The following is a 23,349-nucleotide window of genomic DNA, read 5'->3' on the forward strand; positions in this document are numbered from 1 at the left end:
CCTTCGCGTTCCCACTTCCGGAGTCCGTCGATGCTCATGCCGAGCATCTTGGCCGCCTTGCCGATACTGACAAACTGCTCATCCATAATACAATCACCTAATAACATATTATCAGAGATCATCATAGATTGACAGCAAGCAGCTTAAACCTCCTTATATACCCACAGATGCCCACGGGATAATCACCGGTGCATTCTGGTCGTCAAAATTTGAAAGAAGCTTCACCATACACCGGCCTTTTACCGTCCGGGACGAAGTCATCTTGCGCAGCCCCTTATATTACAAAACGATAGGTCCCAAAAGTCTTGTTCATGACGACCAAAAAACCGTGCCTATGGCGAGGTTTTTCGCGTGCTATCCAAGGTAAAAATCATAAAAATTCTGCTGTTCCCACGGTTATACCGGCGTTGGACAACGGCTTAGCGTCTGCTATCCGGCTACATCTTTGGGACTCTCACCAGCTGTCATGAGGCGGGATACGGTCTGGGGCACATCCCAGCTAGGCCGGCCCCATAAATATCCTTGCGCCGCATCGACGCCGCAGTGCTGAAGTATAAGAGCTTGCTCACGAGTTTCGACCCCTTCGCCAATTGCATAACTATCCCTTTGATGCAGCCACGAGACCATCATCGCAATCAAATCCTGGAGCGCTGCATCAACAGGCAAGCGAGAGACCAAGGCACGATCAAACTTGAGCCATGCCGGGCGGCGCTGATGCATGCGCACAATATCCGCCTCTCCCACGCCAAAATCGTCCTGGGCAAACGCGATCCCTGCATATGATTTCGCCACACTAGCCCAATCGCGATCAGAGGATGTCGCATGCTCATAAACTTCTAACACAATTTGGCTTCGTGGCAGCACCGTCATGATTTGCTTAAGCACGAGTTCTACACGCTCAGATTGTTCAAGCGTCGCCTCTTGGATGTTAATAAATAATTGAGATCCTGCTGGCCAAAAGCCCATTTCTTGAATGCGCCGTGCAATAGCGGAAAGACAGGCCAAATCTGCCTCGAGACTTAAAGCGTTTTGCGCGCATTCCGAAAAAAACTGCAAAGGGCTCACCATCTCCCCTTGAAAGGACGGCCGAATCAACGCCTCATACCCAATAATGTGTTCATCTGCTAGGTGCACAATCGGCTGAAACGCCACCCGGTAACTAAACTGTTCGAGCCACGAAGACGCTACCGTAGGCGATTGAGCCCTTTGCTGGTCTTCGGAACATTCCTCGACCAAGGACCAATAACCGACTAAGCGTCCTCCCAAATGAATGGGCATAATCTCTTCGCAAGCCCACCAAAAGGTGCCGTTCGGTCGCTGATTTTTAAGACGCCCTTGCCATGGCTTTCCTTGCGTCAACTGCTGCCACATTTGTTGATAGACCGCTTTAGGCGTCGTTTTTGCACTGTTAATCGCAGGACTTTGTCCTACGAGTTCATCGGCACTCCGCCCCGTCATGCGTTCAAACGCCGGATTGACCGCCACGATACGGCCATCGACACTGGTCATAACCGTTCCCACCTGGCAATATTGCCACAAATTCAGCGCCGCATCGGCTAGCCATCCTAACTCATTACGGTAAATCGGCTCTGCATCGGCGTCCGTGATGGGGGTATCTGCACCTACCACGTAATTCTTGCCGTGGCGCTTGGCATAAAGCAGATGCACATCGGCATCTTCCAACAAACGATCGGTCAGCGGGCCCACGACGTAACCCATGGACACTCCTAATTGCACAAGCCCAGCCGCTGTCTCGTAAGAGCCGCCCGTCACCTCCGCATGCAATGTGGCCGTTACCTTTTTGGCTAATTCCGGGTCTGTGAGCTTTGACACCCAAGCAAATTCATCGCCGCCAAACCGCACCACGGCATCCTCGGGATGACATTGGCGTAACAAGCGAGCCGCGAATTGGGAGAGAATCTCATCGCCGACCATGTGGCCCCAAGTATCATTAATGGATTTAAAGTCATCAATATCAAACGCCACAAAGAGCCAATCCGTATCCGCTTGGCTTTGGGCCCGTTCTCGCCACCTTTGCCAACCATGACGCGTCAAGGCGCCCGTCAACGCATCATGTTCCGCCCGCTCTTTATCATCCGCCCACACTTTTTCCCGCCGCGCGCGTCCGGTAATGTATCCGGCCAACAACAAACCGGTCGTGACGGTGACAATAAAATCATGCATCCCATTGGGATTCATGATGACACTTGTTAAAGACACCGCCAACAATGCTAAGTAAATTAACACAGGATGGCGCCACGGCATAACGGTCAGAGCTGCCACAGCGCCGGTCATGACCACAATGTCCATCACCGTATGAGGTGACCACCCATGATATCCGACGGCACTCAACAGCATCGCGCCGAATACCACGCCTGAGGCCACGAGAGACCACGTCTTCTCGGCCAGCAGATACCACATGGCCATCATGACCACAAAATAGACCCCATAGGGCATGTCCATGCCGCCCCATAGCGCAATCGTCAGCAAAGACAAAGGGGCGCCCACAATCATCAGAATGCGCGCTAGGAGTGGCGTGGTCTTAACCGCCGCTAGATCGGCCAATTCCCACAACGCAACCAACAACCCAGCGAAGAGCACCCCATGAATGACATCTGCGGGCCAGGACGTAGCCCCACTCTCCCAATGCATCGCCCCTCACACCCTCCATTCACACAAATACCCTCGCCTCTTCGTCCACGGTAGCGGTTAACTTCGCCAAGGTGCACAAAACACCCGTCATAAGAGCCCTAAGTCCATGGCTCTTTCGGGCGTGGGACGTTATCTATCCGAGAGTATAAAGGACTGTCGCGTGCACAATGCCACATTAATGGCCATTTTCCCCTAAAAAATTCCACAACCAGGTTTTTTTTGCCTTTTTAAGGAACATTTCCCGTAAATCCTTCCTATCATTTGGAGCCCTTCTTGTTCATTCAGTACAATAAACCCATATCACTGTCGAATTTCGCGGTCAATGAGTCCCATTCATCCGCGCATAACAACAACAGGTTCACGTGATAAAGCATGGTGTCTCCCCCAGCAAGGACGCGGGGCGCAAGAGACAGCCCAAAAAACATTTTGGAGCGCCGTATATAAAAAGGAGTCCAATGCGATGGTTGTTCGCCGTGGAAAGTCTAGAAGCCGGGGCCGTTTCCAAACGGATTTGGCAAACGCCCGCCTGCACATGCTGTTGAAAGCATGTCCTGATCCTGTATTAATTAAAGATGCAGAAGGTTTTTGGTACCGCATGAATCAAGCCGCTCAACGGCTGTTCGCAATCCATAGTCCCCAGTCCTCAAAACTGTCGCCAGAAGAAGCCCGGCATCGCTATCCCCATTTAGCGGAAAGCTTCGTGTGTAACCGCCAAGAGGATGAGCACGCTTGGCAAGCCCATCAGACGCTATCCGAACAGGTCGTTTTTTGGGGGCCCGAGCAAACTCCGCAACGGTTGCAAGTGCAACGGACCCCCTACTACTATCCCGATGGCTCGCGGTGGTGTTTGGTCATCACGGCCGCGCCTGCCGCCAGTCCTCCCTCTCAAGGTTCCTTACACCAATCCCTTTTTGAACTGGAAATGATTATGGAGGCAACCGATACCGCGGTGTGGCAATTTGATGCCGGTCAGCACCTCTTGCGCGCCAACCACATTGCCTGGCATTGGATGGGTTACCCCGCGTCTACCCCTCCAGAGGTGCCCAACACCTGTCTTTTATTTCAAAGTAACCCCTGGCAAATCGGCTTCCAAGAGGTCTTGCGGTCCCAACAAACCACCCGAACTTCGATTGAAACATGGCCTTTAGCATCGGGTGCCCTTTTAGAAGTGGAAGTCGATCGCATTCCCTATCGACACGGTTCGACTTTAGCGGGCATCGTGGTGCTGGCACGTGACATTACCGCCTACCGCGAAACTGCTCGCGCGCTCGCCGATAGCGAAGAGCGATACCGGACAATCTTAAATGAAATTCAAGACGGCTATTTTGAGGTGGATTTAGCGGGAAACCTACGCTTTTTCAATCCCGCCTTGAGCACGATTCTCGGCTTCACGGCACAAGAACTGGCGGGTCTGAACTACCGCGCTTATACGAATGAAGACCAGGCCCAATTGTTATATCAATCTTTTCACAGCGTATACCGTAGCCGGCACTCGGCAATGACCGAGTGGCAAATTATACGCAAGGACGGAACGCCGCGGTATGTCAATGCCACCGTCTCTCTTATTCTCAATGCGGACGACCAGCCTGCAGGATTTCGGGGCTTGGTCCGCGACATTACGGACCATAAACAAGCTGAGCTGGAACTGCGCTACCTGGCCCACCACGACCCGCTTACCGCTTTGCCCAACCGCAGCCAATTTATTGCGGAAATTCAATCCGCTATTGCCGAATCTCAAGACCATCAGCAATCCTTTGCTCTGCTATTCGTGGATTTGGACCGGTTTAAAAATGTGAACGATACCTTAGGCCACCCTGCGGGTGACCAATTGCTTCAGCAAGTGGCCGATACGCTTAAGAAAATCATCCGCCAAAAGGACATGGTAGCCCGCACCGGTGGCGATGAATTTGCCGTCCTTTTGCGCCCGATGACGCGTGCCGAAGATTTAAGTGCCATTGCTGCACGGATCTTAGAACAGTTGCAAAAGCCGTGGCACATTGCGGGTCAGGAATTCCGCTGCCCCGGCAGTATTGGGATTGCGCTTTATCCTCACGACGGCAGCGACCCGGATACCTTGCTCAAACATGCTGATGTGGCCATGTACCGCGCCAAAAATTTAGGTGGGAACCGATTCGTACTCTATAACGCCACCATGAACCGTCAAAGCAGCGACTATGTCTTGCTGGAAAGCGACCTCAACCAGGCGCTGAAACAGCGTCAATTCATTCTCCACTACCAACCGCAAATGAATAGCCAAACCGGACAAATTTATGGGGTCGAAGCCTTGGTGCGGTGGCAACGCCCCAACGGCTCCTTAGTGCCCCCGAATGACTTTATTCCATTTGCTGAGCATTCCGGTCTGATTATCCCCATTGGCCAGCAAGTCTTCGCGGAAGCTTGCCGTCAAACCGCTCAGTGGCAAGCCAAAGGACGCCCTTTGCACAAAGTGGCAATCAACCTCTCTGCTCGACAGTTCCAGCAACCCGATCTTCAAGCGATGATTATGCAAATCCTTGAAACCACTGGATGCCCTCCACAAGCCGTGGAGATTGAAATTACGGAAAGCGCGGCCATGGAAAATGTGGCTTATACTTTGCGCATCCTTAAAGCCTTTCGGGACATGGGTATGTCCATTGCGCTAGACGATTTTGGCACGGGATTTTCGTCCCTACGCTATCTTAAAGAGTTTCCGATTACGTCCTTGAAAATCGATCAATCCTTTGTGCACGATGTCCTCTACGAAACAAAAAGTCGGGCGATTGTCAAAACCGTGATTGAACTCGCCAACAATTTAGGGGTTGCGGTGATAGCGGAAGGCGCTGAAACCCAAGAACAGGTCAACGCCTTGCAGGATCTAGGCTGTAGCGTCATTCAAGGCTATTATTTTTCCCGCCCTTTGCCGGCGGACGCCCTTGAACACTTCATGAACCGCTACCGCTAAGCATCATGAAAAGCCATCAACGGCCTTGAGCCCACCCCATGGCTCCATAACTCCATGGGGTGGGCTCAAGGACACCGTCATATGCGAAGCGCCAACGCACCGTGGAAACAGCCCTTGGGCATTCTTGCAACAAGAGAAGACCCGTTCAGTTATGACAAGGGGCCACGTTCAAAAGATCACAGAGCGTATAATCCGACTTCTTGGTGCTAACACCACTTGCCGCTACAAGCCGTCAACGTCTTGCAGCGCGGTAGAAAAGTAGCGGCGCGTCATCTCAATAAAGCCCCGAGCCGCTGGGGAAAGCCATTTGTCATGGCGCCATACTAATTGGCTTACGACGGGAAATTCCGGCCCATTCCAAGGGAGTTCCACCAACTCGTGCGCTTCCAACTCCTCTTGCACGGCCATCGAAGGCAAGAGCGATACCCCTAATCCCGCTTGCACACACTGCTTAATCGCTTCCACACTGAAGAACTCCACACGGGGATGATGAATGCCCGTGCTCTCTAGCGCACTCTCAAACATAACGCGATAACTACATCCCGGTTCGGTCACTAATAAGGTCTCGTGCTCCAAATCTCCAGGCCCCACTTCTAACGCCCGTGCTAAAGGATGATGCACCGGTGCCACCACACGCATTGGCTCATCTCTTAGTATTTCGCAGTGCAAGCCCGGGTCCTGACAGGGCGATTCCAATGTGACCGCCAAATCCAAACTTCCATGCCATACGGCTTGGCGCAAATCGCGACAAATCCCCGTACGAAAAATTAATTCGACCTGGGGAAAGTGGGCGCGATACGCCTTCAACACCGGTGCCAAACGATATGTACAAAGACTTTCGACAGACCCAACGGTCAACGTTCCAACCACCTCAGAGGAATTTCCCACCACCTCATGCGCTTCATCGGCCAGATTCAATAAGCGGTGGGCGTAACTAAGAAACTGCGTGCCAGCATCGGTAAGCCGAATGCGTTTCCCGCTTCGCTCCACTAATAATACCCCGAGTTCTTCCTCCAAGCTTTGGATCTGAGCACTGACACTCGACTGCGCATAATTTAGCCGTTCCGCGGTGCGTGTGAAGCTCAACTCTTCGGCTAGCACCCGAAACGTTTGCACATTCTTGAGCTCCATAAACGCACCTCGTTTCATCGGTTTGGCCGATACATTCTATCGCGTCTATCGTATGACACCCTGATAGCGAAATGCTAGCATCAAGAAGTAGAACCTCGTAAATTCCCTAATATATTTAAGGAGAAATTACCATGGAGCATCCCCGCGAATTGGCACGCCGTTTGACCTGGGTGCACGGATCTGCCCTCGCGATTGGCGCGGTATTGGGCTCCGGCATTCTCGTCCTCCCGGCCACTACCGCCCAGCAAGCCGGACCTGCCGCAATCGTCGCATGGATTATCATGTCGGTTTTGGCCTTTCCGCTCTCATTGACCCTTGGCCAACTTGCCGCCCAACATCCCCACGCTGGAGGCATCGTCGAATACGTCAGACTGGCATGGGGGAATTCCGCCAGCCGGTTGACGGCGTGGCTCTTTCTTGGGACCATCCCGATAGGAGTCCCGATCATTGCCATTTTGGGTGCTGACTATACGGCCACGACATTGGCCCTGCCCACATGGACAATCCCTCTCATCGCTGCACTAATGTTAGCCGGTTCTTTGGGATTACACGCTGCCGGAGTAGAGGTTGCCAGTTGGATGCAAATCGCTGTTCTGGCAATTATCGGTGCATTGATCGTCATAGCGATCCTTTTTGCCGCCCCTCACATCCATCCCAGGGCTTTTCATCCATTCGTGCCCCATGGTTGGTTACCCGTTGGCCAAGCAACCGTCTCGGTTTTCTGGTGTTTTGTCGGGTGGGAAATGGTTGGGCATCTTGCGGAGGAATTCCTTAATCCCCGTAAAGATTTGCAACGGACATTTCTCGTGGCCCCCAGTGTGGTAGGACTGCTTTATGTCGCCCTAGCGTTTGTTACAATAGGGATTCATGCCTACGGCCGCACCGAGCTCCCCATTCCTTTTAGTCAATTACTAGCCACCGGCTTTGGCCAAAGTGGCCCTGTCCTAGCTGGATGGACCGCGCTCGTCATCACAATCGTCTCCATTCATGGGAATATCGGGGGATTTTCACGGATGGTGTTCAGCCAAGCCCGGGCTGGCGTGTTTCCGCGCTTTCTTAGCCACGTGCACCGGATACGACGCATTCCTACGGCGGCTTTATGGGCATTGGCGCTGGACTTTGCGGTCGTACTGACCATTGACACTATGGTCCATATCAACCTTCCCCACCTTATCCTCTTGCCCAGCACTGTCTTCCTTGTTCTCTATACCGTAGCCATGATTTCTGCTGTCAAACTCTTTGCCCACGTTTCCAAAAAAAAGTTCGTGTTAATGGCGGGCCTAGCGGCGATAGTCTGCGTTGCCTTATTACCGTTCAGCGGTTGGGCCCTACTATATCCCCTAAGCCTGATCACCGCGGGATGGTTTGTCTCGGTGAAACGTCGCCCCGCTAGGAATGTTGAATGATCGTCTAATTTTGTGGACACCTCGAATTGACACGCGATAGTACAATCATAAATCCGGTGACCAATTACTATGGTTGAGCGTTTAAAGAGAGCCTAATCTGCCTACAAGCGTATCGCTGACGCAATGCCATTGCTTCCCTAGGGCGCTTGACACTCAAATCAGGGCCGAAGTAATATATCGATTAACATCGATGAATTGGAGACAAAAACCGTGGATCTTGTCGCGATTTTTAAGGCCTTGGGTCAACCGCAACGCTATGCGCTATTTCTCGACCTACTTAAAGGAGACGGCTCCTCTTGCTGTGCAGATGTCGCACCAGATGAATCCGCATGCTGTGTCATCGATTTCACTCAACGGCACCGTCTAGCCCAGTCGACCATTTCGCATCATTTGCAAGTGTTGGTGGATGCCGGGTTGATAACAGTCGAACGACGCGGCACATACCGAGTCTACCAAGTCAATCAGCCGATGTGGGAGTCTTTTCAGCGTCATGTCGCGTCGTTAACGGCTTGTGTCGATACGGAACACCGCGGAGCCATGGGGCAGATCCCCCATGCCTAAATTTTTTTGGCTTAATTCATCGATGATAATCGATATAGGAGTGATAATGATGTCAAAGATGTCTGCGGTTGGATACCCCCAAGAAGAACCGAATGGTGTACGCATTCAGTTTTCAGCCAATATCCCTTTCGAGCCCCTACAAATGATGGTTGAGAATTGTACGACGGGGGCCTGCGGTTGCGCCTGTGCGGCGGACGTCGAATCGATAACGGTGGAAAAAACTGCCCAAGGACCTCAAATCCATGTGAAGGGATCCCGCGTCTCGGTAACATCCATTACCCATGCGATGGAGGAGTGTGAGGCTCCCGATGCCATAGTCAGGCCGAACAATCCCTTAGATGGATCAACGGACGACACACGGTAGGCACTGCCGCCTAGAATTCCTTAAAAGATTGACACTTTCCGTCAAATACTATATTTATTATAGTATTGAGTTTCGAGTGCGCTACGCGTTAAGAAGAGAGGGGGGTAGGCATGACACTGCCAGGACACGCAGGTCAGCTCAACAAAGGACCCAAACAAAGGCCTCCCGCCTCGCGTTGGCGTGCGCTCGCATGGATTACTATCGCCGAGCTTTTAGCCATGAGTGTGTGGTTTAGTGCCTCAGCCGTCGTTAGTGCCTTAACTCGGCAATGGCAGCTGACAGGCTCAGCCGTGATATGGCTTACGTCCACCGTGCAGCTCGGATTTGTAGGCGGCGCACTGTTAAGCGCCACATTAGGCTTCGCAGACCGCTTTCGTCCGCGCATGTTGATGGGCTGGGGCGCGATGGGAGCCGCTCTCACAACAGCGGCTCTACTGGCTTTGCCACACGGAGGATGGATGGCCTTTGTCCTACGCACCCTCACCGGAGCTTTTTTGTCCATCGTCTATCCCGTCGCGGTCCAGTGGGTCGCTAGCTGGTTTCCTACACAGCGTGGCTTGGCAGTAGGCATTTTAATTGGGGGATTAACCGTCGGATCCGCCTTGCCCCATTTACTCGTAGGGGTGCCACTATTACAACACTGGCAAGCTGTTCTGGCCGGCAGCGCAGTGCTTGCCGTTATCTCGTGGGCGATTGTCTTGTGGATCGTGCCTGAGCATCCGGGGCCATTTTCGCCCCCCGTCTTTCGTTGGAACCGAGTTGGCGCCGTACTGCATGATGGCCCTGTGATGTGGGCTAATCTCGGCTACTGGGGCCACATGTGGGAGCTATACGCCATGTGGGCATGGCTTCCGGCCTTTCTGCTCTCCAGTTGGCACGTCTACTGGCGCGGCCCAACCCTTATCACCCTCGCTGGCAGCGCTAGCTTCGCCGTCATTGGACTGGCCGGTTTTGCCGGGGCCCTGGCCGGAGGCTGGGCGGCTGACCGTTACGGACGCACGTGGGCAACGATTATGGCGATGAGTGTGAGCGGTTCGATGGCCCTGATTATTGGCTTCACCTATCACGCTAGACCGTTGTTAACGTTGGTTATCGCGCTCATTTGGGGCTTTAGCGTGATTGCCGATTCTGCTCAGTTTTCTGCCTCTGTGACCGAATTAGCTCCAAAAGACCTGCAAGGCAGCGCCTTAACATTGCAAATGGCCGTGGGCTTTCTGATTACCATTGGCTCGATTAACCTCATCGGCTTCCTAGCGGCTGTGATAAGCTGGCATTACGTGCTGATGTTTTTAGCCATTGGCCCGGCCGTCGGTATTTGGGCCATGGCCCGCCTGCGTCGTCTACCCGATGCGTTGAAACTAGCCCACGGTCGGCGTTAAACCTTTGGGCATAATACCTGTTCTATCCATCTCTGAAAGAAGGGTTCTCTATGGAAAAAACTCCGCTGCTTGCTGTAAGCGCCACACCCGTTGACATCTGGTATGAAGGCCCGCACTTTGTTGTCGCAGATAAGCCGCAAGGACTTGCAGTTCATCCCGACACGGTAGACACTACCAACACTTTAGTGAACAGCCTGCTTCAATCGAATCGTTGGCTTGCCGAAATGGAAACGAGTCATGCCCCTGGCGTCATTCACCGTCTCATGGCTGGCGATCGCGGCTTGGTTGTCGTCGCCAAATCCGACGACAGCGTCAAAGAGCTCCGTCAACTGTATAACGATCATCGCTTTCTCTTTTCCTACCGCGTCCGCCTGCCTAAAGACATAAACCCCCAAACCATAGACAGTGTCCAAGTTCTTGACCATCAAATTTATGACAACGTCGCTATTTGGGACATTGATACGCCCCTAGGTGATACCGCCCTTTTGCGTCAAGACTGGCTTTTAGACCCACAGGCGGATGCTTATTTCGTCTGCTACCGCGTCTCCATCCCGTTTGGTGACAAGGTCACTCACGTAGCCTTGGGAGAACGCATGAAATTGCCCGCCATTGATCTCTATACGGTACCCCCCTGCAGCATCTGTAACGGCACGAAAGCGCTGCTATCCTATAACGGATTTGGCTATGTCGATCATACCCTCGACAATGACGCGACGATTCAAACCATGCGCCAACTGCGGGGTGACGAGCGCGGGATTCCGGTCATCGTCATAAACAATACCGTATCAGTCGGATTTGACCGTCACCGTTTGAAACAGGCCTTGGGCCTATATTGATCATCCATCCTGCGCCTAGCTTCCACCCCCGGCCATTTACCGAGGCTTTCGAAGGGTGGAAGCCCCTCAAAGTACCGCTATCTGACCTGTCCATCAAAACGGACGAAAATATAGGTGCTATTGTTTCAAGACCTTCTGGCTGATGTGATAGCATGGGTCGTGACAACAGTGGGCGTCAAGGTCCACGAAAGAGGGCCCAGTATGAATTTTAATGAGCTGCCTGTTGAGACCCAACAACGTCTTTTATCCTGGCAAGATCAGATTGAGCCGATTCAAGGCTGGTGCTCTCCTGTGGCTGGAGTCACTTTATATCACTTGGTTCAGAACAAAATCCCGGTTCCCGTAGTGGTAGAACTAGGGTCGTGGAAAGGCCGCTCCAGTGCATGGATGGCCGCAGCTTTAGCGGATCAACAGTCGCCCGGGAAAATTGTTTGCGTAGATACCTGGCAAGGCACCCCGAGCGAAAAAGAACACGCAGACCTTCTTGCCCAGTATCATCCCGACCAACTCTACCAAGAATTTCTAGACAACATGGAGAAATTAGGCGTGCGGGATTGGGTTGTCCCGGTACGAATGACAACGGTCGAAGCCGCCAAAGCGTGGCCCCTCGATCAACCCATTGGTTTGTTATTTATTGACGCCGACCATGATTATTATGCTGTCCGGCGGGACTTCGAACTCTGGAGTGGTTACGTCAAAGACGGCGGCGTGATTGTCTTTGATGATGTCCCCAATTGGCCAGGCCCTACCCGGTTAATTTCGGAACTCCCTTCATGGTACAAACACATGGCCTATTCGCATAATCAGTGGATCGTTTTGAAAACGAACTGACCCATGCTACGCCTCAACGTCGTTCCAATGCGGCAGCCCCGACACTGAGACGCTTTGCCAGCATCCTGGTATCGGGACCGACTGATAGCGCGAACAACTCCCCCCTGCGCCTTGACCCTTATCATTGTCTTTGTCACCGTCACCTTGGACTAGCAGGTCAGGCTACGTGAACATGCGACTTTTGTGGGCATAGCACGCTTCTTCTCGGCGTATATGACTTCCCTTTTTTCTAAATTAGGCACTTCATAGGGCCCGTGAGGAGGCCAATACCAGAGTCAATCCTGAGGACTACGGTCCTTCCATACCGGTTCACGCTTGGACAAAAAGGCCGCAATGCCCTCTTTCGCATCAGCATCGGCGGCTTGGCGGGCGATGACTTCGGTCGCGAACTCCAAAGCTTGATCGTCATTCATTTGCCACTGAGCATGAAGTGTGCGCTTGCCGACTTCGAGAGTATTTAACGAATACTGCGCAATCGTTCGCGCCAATTTCCATGTTTCTTGCTCCAGTTCTTCATCATCGACGACGCGGTTGACTAAACCATACGTCAACGCATCCGCCGCCGACATAAACTCTCCCGTAAATAGTAGTTCCGCCGCCTTCTTTCGGCCTATATTGCGCGTCACATGCACCGCCGGCGTACTGCAAAAGAGTCCGATTTTGACACCGGGTGTCGCGTAACGGGCTGAACGCGCTGACACCGCCAAATCACAGGCTGCAACCAATTGGCACCCTGCCGCTGTGGCAATACCCTGAACTTGCGCAATATAGACCTGAGGTGCTTGACTTACCGCTCGCATCGTCTGACCACAGGCGAGAAAAAGGCTATGCACATCTTCTGGCGATTGGTCCAGCACTTCCGTCAGGTCATGGCCTGAGCTAAACGCAGGGCCACTAGACTGAATGATGACCACATTTACTGATCGCTTAGCAGCCAATTCCTTCACCGCGTGTTCTAGTTCCGCAAGCAAGGCATGAGACAAAGCATGGCGCCGTCTGGGATTATTCAGCGCAAGCGTCGCAATGCGTTCTTCGGCGAAAACGTTCATCTCAATCAACGACATAGATCCATCCTTCTTTCTAAGGAACTCAAACGAATAGGTCCGTCATAGTTTTTTGAGCCAGCGGTTCCTTTCCGCCAAAAACTTGAGACCTCTTAACGCCGGTTATAGCCTTGTAGACGATCCTTCTAGCGTCTATTATATTACCAGCTAAAACGCTATTTTCTGATATATTGAAAATCTGGTCGATAGATTAATTAAGGATGGCTTTTGATTGATACCAAAACAAGGATTGAAACGAAACGACCCTATGGACCAGCGTGAGGGACTTATCCAAAATTAATCATCATTAGGCCCATGAGCAACCTTATTGCTACCTTCCTTGGTTCAACGCATCCTCAAGAATCCTTGTACCGAATATATGTTAGCCATTCCATAACATACGGCTTAATTGGATCAGATATCTCCCAGCGATGAGCCACATAATGCCCGCAGAAAGCCGAGTGAACTGCTCCCGCCTTCGCTTCGCTTAGAGGCGAGAGCTTCTTGCTTCATCGACCACCGCCTGCTGTCGCAGGTCTTACATGATCTCCGCAAGCGTGGATTCGGCCTGTTCCATGCCTACATGACGCATATCCGTTAGCTCACTGGCTGTAGGATTTCTAATCCTCGATGCAGAATGTTGATCGCGGCGTTGACGTCACGATCAATTGCTAATCCACACGTCGGGCAGTGATGAATACGCACCGACAGGTCTTTCTTTACCATCGTTCCGCAACCGCTACTACACAGTTGGGAGGTGTGATGGGGTGGAACTTTAATAACCCTTTTCCCCGCGAATTTTGCCTTGTATTCGATGTAGGCCGTCAACCTCCCCCACCCGGCATTCGCAATGGATTTTGCCAGTCGATGATTTTTCATCATCTCTTTCACGGGCAAATCCTCCATGCAAATCAGGGCGTACCGGTCTACCAAGGATCGGCTGACCTTGTGCAGATGGTCCTTGCGCTGGTTCGCCACATGGTCGTGGACGCCCTGAAGTTCATGCTTGGCTTTTTCGCGGTTCTTACTGCCTTTCTTTTTGCGGGAAAGCTGTCGTTGCTTGCGCTTCAGCCGCTTTTCACTCTTTTGGAGCCACTTCGGATTTTCGAAGAATTCCCCATCGGAAGTGGCAATCAGCGCCAGCAATCCCAGATCCATGCCCACCGCGTTTTGAATCTCTGTGAGTGACGCCGCGGCTTCTGTCACATAGGTCAGGTTTACATACCACTGGCCATCATGGAATTTGACATTGATCATTTTGACAGACGCTGCATCGAAGGGCTGATGGGCCATCATTCTGACCCCCCCGATTTTCGGAAGATACACCGTGTTTTCATGAAAATAAGTGTCTCTTGCTTGCGGGTAGGTGATGGAACGAAACATGAATTTGTTTTTGAACTTCGGGAACCTTGCCCGTTTCTCGAAAAAGTTCACAAACGCCTGATCCAGTCTTTGCAAGACGTTTTGCAATACTTGCGAATGGACTTCCTTGTACTCAGGATGTTCTCGCTTCCACGCAGGTAAGTGGTTTTGTTGGTCTGTGTAGCGAATGGAGATTCCCTTTTCGCGATAGGACCTTATACGCTCTTCGAGCGCCTGGTTGTAAAGTTTTCGACACAAATAGAAGGTGCGAAAGAGCGTTTGTTCCTGCTCTTTCGTCGGTTCCAAACGAAAACGCAACACGCTAAGGGTTTCGTTCTCCTTGGTTTTCGATGTACCTTTTGATGGTCTCAATGGGGGCACCTCCTGTCGTGAGCAAGCAGAAACTGCGTGACCAGAAATACTCTTTCCAAAGCGATTGTCGTATGAGCGGAAATTCTTTTTTAATGAGCCTTGACGATGCGCTTTTGTATGCGTTGATAAACCGAGAGAGTTCGGAATTGGGATGTGCCTTGAACAAAACATGGACATGATCACGATCATGGTTCCATTCTTGAAGTGTGATGTGGTAATTCGGCTGTATGTACTCAAAAATCTCACGCAAACGGTTCGAAATGGCATCATCAATCACTTTACGCCGATACTTAATCACCAAAATCAGGTGATAGTACATCAAGAACACTGAATGATTATTGCCATCAAGTTCCATGACAAATAACCTTCTTTGCTATTACTACTGATAGGATAACACAGGAAGAAAAAACACGCCATTCATCTCGCCGCCTCAGAGGCGGGGGACTTCTGGCGCAAGATCGTTAAATCCCTTTAGGAGTCTAAACGAATGCGGCAACTCAACCAATAGACGCCCGGCCAGCGAAAGGGCAACGAACCACATCCACGATACGAGCATGGCCGCTATGGCATAAGCGAGTTTGTCATCTGGTCTGCTATACATGACCGAGCCTCCGCCAATAACGATGACCGTATCCATAATCGCATGGGGATTTAATAAGGATGCCCGGAGCGTATGGCCAACCCGGCGCGGTAGCGTCCAATACCTTCTAGTTTCGTTCTCAGATGTCTGCGAAAGGACCGGAGCTCGCCACGAGTGCCACCCCATCTTTATTAGGAAGAGAATTCCTAGTATCGTGATGATGACCTTTAACATGGGAACTGTCAGCAAAACGACGCTGACACCAAGCACCGCTCCGCTAATGAGGATTGTATCCGAGAGTGCAGCCGTCACCACAACAGGCAACGTCTGTCGGTATTGGCGATGGGTTGCGCCTTAGCTTATCACAAACGTATTTTGCGGACCCAGTGGAAGGATGAGCGCTAGCGCTAATAAAAAGCCGTGAGCAAAAGCGGCAGTCATAAACCTTCTCCTCTTTGGACTTCTGTGCCCCTCACATTCCTGTGACGGAGATGCTCAGGTGCGAAATACGTGTCGGTGACATTACCGTTTTGTGGGAGTCGCGTTTATCCATAAACGCCGGCCATCACTAAGGCCTTGTCTGTTCGGTAAAAGACTTCACACCACCCATCCCCAGGTCTAATTCTATCTAGGATTACAACTCGTATTCTTATTAGAATATCATACCTATAAAGGATATTAGAGAATTTCTGTAAAGAGCTTTTTGCGCTGTGGCGGACTTTGCGGCGCTCGGGTGTCATGATGATCGATTCGGCCCGGCCAGACGACGACCGCATTGTGATAGGCAAAATTCAGCAATGAACCCTAAAGGATCCAAGGCGTACCCCTCTTTTCCTCCTACACTGCGTCTTCAGGCAAAACGCTCACTCCTTGCACCTCGAGGTTAACACCCGTTTAGGATGCTACGCACTGCCTGTTTGGACTTAGTCTGGTTTATGGTGCTCGGGCAACATGCGCATCATCGTGCCAATCGGCTCATACAACGCTTGAACGACTAAGCATTCATGAGAATCGGCCAGACAGCCCGGGCGTGGTTGCAAATTCACAAATTGAGCCAGTAGCGATGGGGAGAGAGGGTTGAGATCTGTGCGCAGAGCATGCTCAATGGCTTCCAGCATCTCCGCCATGGACCGGCTGAATTTCGCCAAATCCATGGCATTGGAGGTACGAGTGACAGTTGTACGCAGGGGTTTTTGCACACAGTAGGTTCGGACAACCTGTAAAGCGTCGTCGAAGCGACGCAGGGCTGTCAGTAGTCCCGCAGCAGATTCCGCGTCTACCGGTCTTTTATCGCGGCGACTCAACACATGATTGAGAGAGGACAACGCATTCGTGCGAGCCAATTGGATTTGCTGTTGATAGAAGGCGGTTTGGTCCTGCGTTAACGCAGGGCTTTCACAAAACGCAATCAAAAACTGAAAGTACAGACGCTCGCTTTGCACCAGATCGGCAATCGTACTGGTAAGGGAGGTACGCTGCCAGCGAGGCCATAGGAAATACGCGAAAAAGGCGAGAGCTGCGCCAATCAGCGTGTCGACGGTGCGTGCCTCAATGGTCTTAACCGGTGACAACCGGTCAAAGAACGAGAGCATGATGACAATCTCTGCGGTCATAAACATGCTAAAGAGTGTATAGTTGTAAGAAAATACGGTGTATAGCCCGATGGCGAAGAGGACTAAAGCGATTAATGTGAGCAATATCGAGTGAATGGGGAGCGCGAAAAGGGCCGTGGCGATCACCACCCCGCCAATCGTGCCCAACACCCGAGCAATACCCCGGATAATCGTAGAAAAAAAGTCGGGCTTTAATATGACTAACGTCGTAAGGGGCACCCAATATCCGCGCGGCAACGATAAAAGGCCATACAGCCATACCGCAATCCCCAAAATTACTGTCATACGCAGGGCATGACGAAACGCTGCCGAATGCCCTGTCAGGTTGGCCCGTAACGTGAAAAGAATCGGATGATGGGATTTGAGTAGATGGGGTTGGTTCCCTATGACATGGCGGGATCCAACGGTAACGGGCGATTTCGCCAATGTAACCAAGTCCTGTAGGGCTTGGTCCATATATAGAGCAGGACGGCTGGACTCCACACTTTCCGCCCCCACCATTTTGGCGGCGTGCCATGCGGGCCAAATGGCGGGTCTGTTCAACAGGCGATCTTGAGATTTCTGGCGTAATGCTTCGGTAGCCGTGTCCAACGCGGCCCTTAGCTTCGTTATCTGTATCTTTTCACTAACGGGCGGTATGCTGCGTGTTTTTTCCTCCAAGATATCATCTGCAAACATCCATCGCAGCTCTTGCGTGTTCCGTAAAATATTCCACAGATATTGCCGGTAGTCCGCAGACAACAACGAATCACGCACTTGAGATTCAGCCATAGCCATGGCATAGGATAACGCCAAATCATTTTGCCGAGTCGGCTGTTCGATGTATGCGCTAAGCGCTCTGAGTGCCGCCAATACACTCTTGACTTCTGTTGCTGGCGGTATGGCTATAAAGAACACGATCATGAACAGGAGCTGGAGAAGCCCTCCCGATACGACAAAGATGGTTTGAATCATCGCGAAATACGGTGTGGTAGGAAAAGCAGAAAAAATCACCAAGCCCATCGTGGCTAATGTGCCGACTTGCGTCGCTTGGGGCGAAATGGCGACCATCAATCCCGCTAAGAAGCCACTTACCATAGTGAGAATAATAATGTTCACCAACGAATGTCCTACAATACTGCCAAGAAATGACGCAAGGCCCATCCACAAGACGGCTAAAATCATGGTACGAATGCGTTGCACCATAGGACCGGAAAGTCCTGCCAGCCCCGCGACTAAGGCGCCCACTGCCATCACCACGGCCGTCTGGACGTGACCTATTGCCGTACCGACAATCAAAGGTAACACGATGCCTACCGCATTGCGCACTCCCGAAACCACTTGAAGCTGGGCAGGATCATGGGTGGCTAAATTTGTGACGATATGCCTAGCGTCTATCGCCTTCATCCGCATTCTCCCACACCTCACAGAACCCCTCTTTGTGGACAAATCTACATTTAGCCATTGATCTCTATGCTAGCACACTAGCTGGCTGACCTCTTAGTGTCGGAATTTTACCAACGACGTGGGTTTAGGAGGGCTGGGAAGAAGTCTTTGTCCACCCCAGTCATGGTCGGAACGGGCACCTGGTAAATGGGAATCGGTCCTGCCATGAGGCTGGTTCATACGCTAGCACCCCGTGCCCATAACACGTACCCCAGATCATAATGTCACACACTCCCTTCGCCCATCGTCGTTGACGACGAAGACACCTATGGCACACCATCCATTGCCCCTCCCGGCGCCTTTCAAGACGTCTGACTACGGAAACTTCCGGGCAGGACAGCTATCGGTAACGTGCGCGCCAATTCGCGCGCACAATCATCAGGACCATAATCTGACGCCGTAACGCTTCGGCGTATAGACCAAAGGGTTACGGCGTCTCATTTCTTTGCATTCCTTGCGTCTTAGCGGTTTTCACAAACCGCTATCCCATCAATCGCCAGCATCTTGCCTCTCTCAATCTGCGGGCAAACAACTTGCCAGGGGCATCATTCAAACCGCAAGGCATCGATAGGGTTCAAGTTGGCCGCTTTCCGTGCGGGATAGACACCAAAAACAATGCCCACCAACGCGGCAAATCCAAAGGCGAGCCCCACAGCATTCATCCCCACTAATCCTGATAAATGGAAGACAGAGCCTCCAATGACCGCGCCCAAGACCCCAATGGCGACTCCAATCAGACCGCCAATGATGCTCACAAGCACGGCTTCCACGACAAACTGGGCTAAGATAACGCCTTTGGAGGCCCCAATGGCTTTGCGAATCCCAATCTCCCGAGTGCGCTCTGTCACCGACACAAGCATGATATTCATGATACCAATACCGCCAACGACCAACGAAATTCCGGCCACTCCAGCTAATAAATCGGTAAGAATTCCGGTAATCGAAGTCAATGTGCTAAGAAACGTCGCAGACGTTAACAGCGTAAAGTTGTTTGCTTGCCCGGGCAGAATCTGATTGGCTACCCGTAACGTCGAGGTAATTTCGGCTTCGGCCATAGCCATGTCCGCAGGGGATTTGGCTGCGGCATAAATCCCTGTCAGATAAGTAGTCCCATCGAGTAAGTTCATATCCGTAGTAATCGGAATGACAATCCGGTCATCTTGATTAATAAAGCCATTGGTCCCTTCGGACTTCAACACGCCGATTACGCGGAAGGGAATGCCATTGACGTCAATGGTTTGTCCTATGGGATTCATTCCCGAAGGGAAGAGATCGCTTTCAACCGTCGTGCCAATAATGGCAACGGTCGCATTGTCTTGGACTTCTTGATTGGTGAAATTACGCCCACTGCCTAAGGGCATGTTCTCAATTTGAGGATAGTTCGCTGTTGTCCCTTGAATCGAGGTCGAGTAGTTGTTGGCGCGCCAAACCACTTGCCCCTGGGTGCTCAGTAACGGGGCTACGGCTTTGACTGCCGTATCTTGTTGCGCAATTGCTTGCACATCCGCCATGGTTAAAGTCGGCGCACTGCCCTGGCCCTTGTTAATCCCCCCTACACTCGTTGACGAGGACATGATTTGAATCAAATTGGTGCCCAACGATTCCACTTTATTGGTCACCATATCAGTAGCTCCTCGTCCAACCGCAGTCAATAAGATCACAGCGGAGACGCCAATGATAATGCCCAGCATCGTCAGCAGCGACCGCATTTTGTTGGCCCGAATGCTGCGCAATGCGATTCGTAAGATCTCCAGTGCGGGCATTAGTGTCCCTCCCCTTCATCCGGTAACGGGGTCTGGTGACGCAGGGGATGCGGATTCGGCTCATCCGACTGCACCAATCCATCACGAAAGCTAATAATGCGGTGGGCATGTTGAGCCACGTCTGTTTCATGGGTCACCATGACTATCGCATGACCTTGATCATGCAGCGCTTGAAACAACCCCAAAATTTCATCGGTCGAGTGACTGTCCAATGCCCCTGTGGGTTCATCCGCAAGAATCAAGGCGGGATTCGTCACCAAAGCCCGCGCAATCGCGACGCGTTGTTGCTGGCCCCCGGAGAGCTCATTGGGTTTATGGTGCATGCGGTTGGCTAAGCCTACCTGGGCCAAGGCCTCCTGAGCTCTTTCATGACGCACTTTCTTCGGCACGCCCGCGTACAACATCGGTAGTTCCACGTTTTCAATCGCCGAGGTGCGGCTTAACAAATTGAAGCTCTGAAACACAAAGCCAATTTTTTGATTGCGCAATAAGGCCAAGTCGTCATCGGATAACGTCGAAACATCATAACCATCTAGCTGATAGACGCCCGCACTGGGAGTATCCAGACAGCCCATAATATGCATCGTCGTTGACTTGCCCGAACCTGATGGTCCTATAATCGCTACATATTCTCCCGATGCGACCGACAAGGACACATCCCGCAAGGCGGGAAACGCCTGTTGTCCCATCCAATAAGTTTTTTGAATATGCTCCATCATTACAATCGGCCGAGCCGGCGAGATCGCTTGGGCACTCATGACGCCGCGCCTCCGCCGCCGGCACCGGCTCCTCCACCATGTCCACCAAAGCCTCCGTGACCACCAAATGCGCCCGGACGCCCACCAAAGTGGAATCCTTTACTGACCGTCAAATTTAACGACGCGGGATCGACCAGCAAGATTTTTTCTCCGGCATAAACCCCATGCAGCACTTCAACATTCGTTGATCCAAACAGTCCCACCGTCACCGGCACAAAGATGACCCCGGACCGGACTTTTGCTGCAGCTTGGGCAAACTTTCCGGAAAACTTCTTGTGCGCAGCCGCAAACTTCTTGGGAATTTTAAACTTTGCCCCGCTGAAACTCGGATGTATATACACCCCTTCTTGGGTCCCGACCGTTTGCAGCGCCACAGCAGGAATTGTGAGCACATGGTGTGCGCTGGCAGTTTGAATAGACACGCTGGTGGTCATGCCGGGTAACAAATCGCCCGAACTGTTGTTAACCGACGTGAGCACCGTATATTCGGTCACGTTGTTAACAACCGTTGGTGTCGGCTCTACTTCCAAAACCGTTCCAGAAAATGTCTTGTTGGGATAAGATGCCGCACTCACCGTGACCTTCTCACCGGGCTTGACCTGAGCAATATCTGCTTCACTCACTTGCACATTATCTTGCAGATCAGATTTCAGGCTGTCATCGAGCACGAACACCGGCGTTGCGGCGCTTAATGTATCGCCGGGTAAATAGTTGGATTCCACGATGACGCCACTGACGGGAGCAGTTAAGATGGTGTCGTTCTCCGCAACTTTAGCCGATGCCAGCTGGGCTTCCGCTGACATCAAAGACGCTTTCGCCGACGCAATTTGAGCAGGGGTTGCAGGGGCTTCCGTTTGCGCCAATGATGCCTCAGCCGACGTCACCCCATTTTTAGCCGCCGCAATGTTGTTGAGATCGGCATCTAAGACTTGTTTTTGTGTCGTGGTGTTATTCTCAACATTCTCGGTCGCTTGCAAAGCCGCTTCTGAGGCTTGATAGGAGGTTTGAGCATTGGCCAGCGCCGTTTGCGCCTGTTGCAAAGCCACTTGGGCCGCACTCACTGTCAAAGGATTGTTCGCTTGATCACTCGTTTGCTCCTGTTCGTCGCTCGTCAACTGCGCCTGGGCATTGGCTACCGCGGCATTCGTGCTTTGTACCGAGGCTTCGTCATTTTGCACTTCTTTAGTAGCAGACTGCACTGCGGCTTCCGCGCTTTGAATCGTGTTATACGCTGATTGCGCGGCACTGGCTAATTGCGCGGCAGACGCCAGATCTGCGGCGGTCACGGTACTGGATGTGCTTGCAGAGGCGAGAAGATCAGATTGATACGTCTCCTCATCGGCTGGATATTGCGATGCCAACGTACCATATAACGACTGGTCTTGGCTTAATGTACTTTGATCGGTCGCGAGGGTGCTTTGGTCAATGGACAACGCATTGGCCGCGGCTGAAGCTTGCGCTTGCGCTGACGCAAGAGCTGCTTGGGCGGCCGTAATGGTGGCCGGTAAGTTGGACCCATTCGCACTCGCTTGCGCTTGAGCCTGCTCGAGCTTAATCTGGGCCGCATTGACCGCAGCTTGATCAGCCGCCACCACCCCTTGCGCTTGCTGAACCGCGGTCCCCGCGTTTAAAATCGCCTGTTGCTGAGAGGCGCGGTTGTTATCAATGGCCTCTTGATCCTGATATGTTTTTTCTGCACCGGCCAATGCCACTTGCGCTTTCTGCACGGCCGCTTGAGCAACCGCTACGGCTTGGGGCGTAGGCCCCGCCTCATCTTGCTGCAAAGTCGCTTGAGCAGCTGCAACCGCGGCTTGTGCTGATTCCACGGCCGGTATGTCGGTGGCATCGTTGAGTGTGGCGAGCACTTGGCCTGCACTGACATGTTCGCCCACTGACGCCTTGACCGTCGCGAGAATGCCGCTGGCGCCCGTAAAATTCAAACTAATGGACTGCAGCGGCTGAATGGTTCCGGCTGCAGAAATCGTTTGCACCACGTTGCCATAGCGCACCGTGGCATAATCACTAGCAGGAATAATGGCAGCCGGGTGATGAAAAGCCTTGACATACACGCCTGCGCCGACGGCCAGTACGGCGGCACCTCCTACAAGATACCACCAGCTCCGTTTGCGCGGCCTGATGAGCCCTAACGGTTGTGAGGGCGGGACTCCAACAGACATGGTCCTTTATTCTCCTTTATCTTGCCGTCTTTACACGATAGGCCCGCCAAGGACGCATAGGGTCCTTTTTTTCTCTTTCTAAGCGTTGGCATGTGAAACCGAAGCCAAGACACAAAGTGCTCAAGAACGAAGTGCCTATGGTGGTAGCTTATTAT

16 protein-coding genes and 1 pseudogene are annotated in these 23,349 nt (G+C 52.1%); 7 read left to right on the forward strand and 10 right to left on the reverse strand.

Annotated features, from left to right (window positions below; genetic code table 11):
- Window positions 1-429: 429 nt before the first annotated feature.
- A complete protein-coding gene (locus tag CO251_RS02475; protein WP_103374232.1) occupies window positions 430-2,652 on the reverse strand; it encodes a bifunctional diguanylate cyclase/phosphodiesterase in 2,223 nt (740 codons plus the stop codon).
- Between the two features lie 460 nt (window positions 2,653-3,112).
- On the opposite strand from CO251_RS02475, the gene CO251_RS02480 reads away from it, so the two are divergent.
- A complete protein-coding gene (locus CO251_RS02480; RefSeq protein ID WP_158246134.1) occupies window positions 3,113-5,593 on the forward strand; it encodes an EAL domain-containing protein in 2,481 nt (826 codons plus the stop codon).
- 222 nt (window positions 5,594-5,815) lie between these two features.
- On the opposite strand, the gene CO251_RS02485 is transcribed toward CO251_RS02480, so the two are convergent.
- The gene (locus CO251_RS02485; protein ID WP_158246135.1) at window positions 5,816-6,724 is read right to left on the reverse strand and encodes a LysR family transcriptional regulator; all 909 of its coding nucleotides are present in this window, start codon (window positions 6,722-6,724) and stop codon (window positions 5,816-5,818) included.
- Window positions 6,725-6,855: 131 nt separating this feature from the next.
- Between CO251_RS02485 and CO251_RS02490 the strand changes: the two genes are divergently transcribed.
- The 6 genes from CO251_RS02490 to CO251_RS02520 all read left to right on the forward strand — a co-directional run bounded on the left by CO251_RS02490 (window position 6,856) and on the right by CO251_RS02520 (window position 12,101).
- Window positions 6,856-8,130 carry an APC family permease gene (locus CO251_RS02490; protein WP_103374235.1) on the forward strand — a complete coding sequence of 425 codons (1,275 nt, stop codon included), beginning with the start codon at window positions 6,856-6,858 and terminating at the stop codon, window positions 8,128-8,130.
- A gap of 210 nt (window positions 8,131-8,340) precedes the next feature.
- Window positions 8,341-8,691, forward strand: coding sequence for a helix-turn-helix transcriptional regulator (locus CO251_RS02495; protein ID WP_158246136.1), 351 nt, complete (start codon window positions 8,341-8,343; stop codon window positions 8,689-8,691).
- 46 nt (window positions 8,692-8,737) lie between these two features.
- Window positions 8,738-9,055, forward strand: coding sequence for a hypothetical protein (locus tag CO251_RS02500; protein WP_146038956.1), 318 nt, complete (start codon window positions 8,738-8,740; stop codon window positions 9,053-9,055).
- A gap of 110 nt (window positions 9,056-9,165) precedes the next feature.
- Entirely contained in the window at window positions 9,166-10,434 is a 1,269-nt protein-coding gene (locus tag CO251_RS02505; protein ID WP_103374238.1) for an MFS transporter, read from the forward strand.
- 50 nt (window positions 10,435-10,484) lie between these two features.
- Window positions 10,485-11,270: a pseudouridine synthase gene (locus CO251_RS02510; protein ID WP_146038957.1), complete on the forward strand. Its 786-nt coding sequence runs from the start codon at window positions 10,485-10,487 to the stop codon at window positions 11,268-11,270.
- A 201-nt stretch (window positions 11,271-11,471) separates the two neighbouring features.
- Window positions 11,472-12,101 carry a class I SAM-dependent methyltransferase gene (locus tag CO251_RS02520; RefSeq protein WP_103374239.1) on the forward strand — a complete coding sequence of 210 codons (630 nt, stop codon included), beginning with the start codon at window positions 11,472-11,474 and terminating at the stop codon, window positions 12,099-12,101.
- Between the two features lie 275 nt (window positions 12,102-12,376).
- Here CO251_RS02520 and CO251_RS02525 read toward each other — a convergent pair whose 3' ends face one another.
- From CO251_RS02525 to CO251_RS02560, 8 genes and pseudogenes are all read right to left on the reverse strand, one after another.
- Window positions 12,377-13,165 carry an enoyl-CoA hydratase-related protein gene (locus tag CO251_RS02525; protein WP_103374240.1) on the reverse strand — a complete coding sequence of 263 codons (789 nt, stop codon included), beginning with the start codon at window positions 13,163-13,165 and terminating at the stop codon, window positions 12,377-12,379.
- A gap of 576 nt (window positions 13,166-13,741) precedes the next feature.
- A complete protein-coding gene (locus CO251_RS02530) occupies window positions 13,742-14,878 on the reverse strand; it encodes a transposase (RefSeq protein WP_242968248.1) in 1,137 nt (378 codons plus the stop codon).
- Window positions 14,829-15,233 carry an IS200/IS605 family transposase gene (gene tnpA / locus CO251_RS02535; protein ID WP_103374242.1) on the reverse strand — a complete coding sequence of 135 codons (405 nt, stop codon included), beginning with the start codon at window positions 15,231-15,233 and terminating at the stop codon, window positions 14,829-14,831. The genes CO251_RS02530 and tnpA overlap by 50 nt, the downstream gene beginning before the upstream one ends.
- Before the next feature lie 75 nt (window positions 15,234-15,308).
- A pseudogene (locus CO251_RS02540) lies at window positions 15,309-15,791 on the reverse strand (LysE/ArgO family amino acid transporter); the annotation flags it as partial.
- Between the two features lie 590 nt (window positions 15,792-16,381).
- Window positions 16,382-18,457 (reverse strand): FUSC family protein, encoded by a 2,076-nt coding sequence (locus CO251_RS02545; protein WP_158246137.1) that lies wholly within the window; start codon window positions 18,455-18,457, stop codon window positions 16,382-16,384.
- A gap of 584 nt (window positions 18,458-19,041) precedes the next feature.
- Entirely contained in the window at window positions 19,042-20,259 is a 1,218-nt protein-coding gene (locus CO251_RS02550; RefSeq protein ID WP_103374244.1) for an ABC transporter permease, read from the reverse strand.
- Entirely contained in the window at window positions 20,259-21,017 is a 759-nt protein-coding gene (locus tag CO251_RS02555) for an ABC transporter ATP-binding protein (RefSeq protein WP_103374245.1), read from the reverse strand. The genes CO251_RS02550 and CO251_RS02555 overlap by 1 nt, the downstream gene beginning before the upstream one ends.
- Window positions 21,014-23,194, reverse strand: coding sequence for an efflux RND transporter periplasmic adaptor subunit (locus tag CO251_RS02560; protein ID WP_103374246.1), 2,181 nt, complete (start codon window positions 23,192-23,194; stop codon window positions 21,014-21,016). Before CO251_RS02560 ends, CO251_RS02555 begins: the two co-directional genes overlap by 4 nt.
- Window positions 23,195-23,349 lie beyond the last annotated feature (155 nt).

The sequence above is a fragment of the Sulfobacillus sp. hq2 genome (assembly GCF_002903155.1).
GTDB classification, from domain to species: Bacteria; Bacillota; Sulfobacillia; order Sulfobacillales; family Sulfobacillaceae; genus Sulfobacillus; species Sulfobacillus thermotolerans.